Source organism: Pseudomonas tehranensis (assembly GCF_014268615.1).
GTDB lineage: Bacteria > Pseudomonadota > Gammaproteobacteria > Pseudomonadales > Pseudomonadaceae > Aquipseudomonas > Aquipseudomonas tehranensis.
Genome location: NZ_JABWQV010000432.1, coordinates 1 through 2031, shown reverse-complemented (window position 1 = coordinate 2031; position 2031 = coordinate 1). Strand labels below are relative to the sequence as shown.

The following is a 2031-nucleotide window of genomic DNA, read 5'->3' as shown; positions in this document are numbered from 1 at the left end:
GTGGCGAGGGAGCTTGCTCCCGCTGGCCTGCGAAGCAGGCCCCAACAGTCCTTCAGGCAGACCGAATTGTCCGGCTGCGACTGCTGCGCAGCCGAGCGGGAGCAAGCTCCCTCGCCACAAAAGCAATCTCGCCAGTCGCTGGGTGCCTGTTAGAACTTGATGAAATGCTTGCGGTAATGCTGCAGCTCGGCGATGGACTCGCGGATGTCGTCCAGGGCCAGGTGGCTGCCGCCCTTCTGGAAGCTGTCACGCACCTCAGGTGCCCAGCGGGCGGCCAGTTCCTTGAGGGTGGAGACGTCCAGGTTGCGGTAGTGAAAGTAGCTTTCCAGGGATTTCATATGGGTATAGAGAAAGCGACGATCCTGGCAGATGCTGTTGCCACAGATCGGTGACTTGCCCTTGGGCACCCACTGCTCGAGAAAAGCGATGGTTTGGGCTTCGGCCTCAGCCATGCTGATTTTGCTCTCGCGCACCCGCTGGGTCAGGCCTGAGCCGCCGTGCTGGCGAGTGTTCCATTCATCCATGCCGGCCAGGATTTCGTCACTGTGATGGATCGCAATCACAGGGCCTTCGGCCAGGGTGTTGAGATCACTGTCGGTGACGATGGTGGCCATTTCGATGATGACGTCGGTGTCCGGGTTCAGACCGGTCATTTCCAGGTCGATCCAGATCAGGTTCTGCGGGTTCTGCATGGGGGAGCTCCTCGGCGTAGCTGCGCAGTTTAGCTTAGGCTTTGAACGAAAAGTGTCTGCGCGACGATCATGCTGCGTTGAAAACCGGCTCGGAATGCTCATTGACAACCAGTCAACTCCGCTTCCTCGCCTGTTTTGGCCTTGCCTGATCGCCGCTCGGCGACTTTTCGTTCAAACCCGAGGCAGGGCCTTGAGCGTGCTAAACTCGCGGCCGTTTTACCTAATCGCTGCATTCTTCATACGGAACACCCATGGCCAAACGCCAACTCAATCGTCGTCAAAACTGGCGCATCGAAAAAATCCAGGGCGAGCGCGCCGCCCGCGCCGCCAAACGCGAATCCAGCGCGGTACAAGCGCTGGAGGGCGGCGATCTGGGCCCTGAACAGACCGGTCTGGTGATCGCGCACTTCGGCGTACAGGTCGAGGTCGAGGCCCGTGAAGGCGAATTGGCCGGCCAGGTATTCCGCTGCCACTTGCGCGCCAACCTGCCCGCTCTGGTGACCGGCGACCAGGTGGTCTGGCGTGCCGGCAACCAAGGCATCGGCGTGATCGTGGCTCAACTGCCGCGCCACACCGAACTGTGTCGTCCGGACAGCCGAGGCCAGCTCAAGCCGGTGGCGGCCAACGTCGACATGATCGTCATCGTCTTCGCCCCGCTGCCTGAGCCCCACGCCAACCTGATCGACCGCTATTTGGTAGCGGCTGAACACGCCGGCATCCGCCCATTGTTGCTGCTCAACAAGTTCGACCTGATCGATGAACACAACGCCCCGGCGCTGAACGCATTGCTCTCGGTCTATCGACAATTGGGCTACCCTGTGCTGGAAGTTTCGGCTCACCACGGCGATGGCATGGAGAAATTGCAGGAACAACTGGACGGACGCATCAGCGTGTTTGTCGGCCAGTCCGGCGTCGGCAAGTCGTCGCTGGTCAACAGCCTGCTGCCGGAAGTCGAAACGCGCGTCGGCCCGTTGTCCGAGCTGTCCGGCCAGGGCACTCACACCACCACCACTGCGCGGTTGTTCCACTTCCCCGGCGGCGGTGAGTTGATCGACTCGCCGGGCATCCGCGAGTTTGGCCTGGGCCACGTCAGCCGAGCCGATGTGGAAGCGGGGTTCATCGAGTTCAACGACCTGATCGGCACCTGCCGTTTCCGCGACTGCAAGCACGACCGCGAACCCGGTTGCGCCCTGCTCAAGGCGCTGGAAGACGGTCGTGTGCAACAGCAACGGATGAACAGCTATCGCTCGATCATCGCCAGCTTGCCGGAAAGTACTTACTGACCTGAAAGAAAGGTAAGCCGGACACAATTGTGGCGAGGGAGCTTGCTCCCGCTGGG

Annotated in this window: 2 protein-coding genes; one reads left to right on the top strand and one right to left on the bottom strand. The window is 61.2% G+C overall.

Annotated elements, in window-relative coordinates; all coding sequences use genetic code 11:
* Window positions 1–149: 149 nt before the first annotated feature.
* The gene (gene orn / locus HU811_RS26765) at window positions 150–692 is read right to left on the bottom strand and encodes an oligoribonuclease (protein WP_024780809.1); all 543 of its coding nucleotides are present in this window, start codon (window positions 690–692) and stop codon (window positions 150–152) included.
* Window positions 693–943: 251 nt separating this feature from the next.
* Here orn and rsgA point away from each other — a divergent pair, with 251 nt between their 5' ends.
* Window positions 944–1975 (top strand): small ribosomal subunit biogenesis GTPase RsgA, encoded by a 1032-nt coding sequence (gene rsgA, locus HU811_RS26760; protein ID WP_186659101.1) that lies wholly within the window; start codon window positions 944–946, stop codon window positions 1973–1975.
* Window positions 1976–2031: the final 56 nt, after the last annotated feature.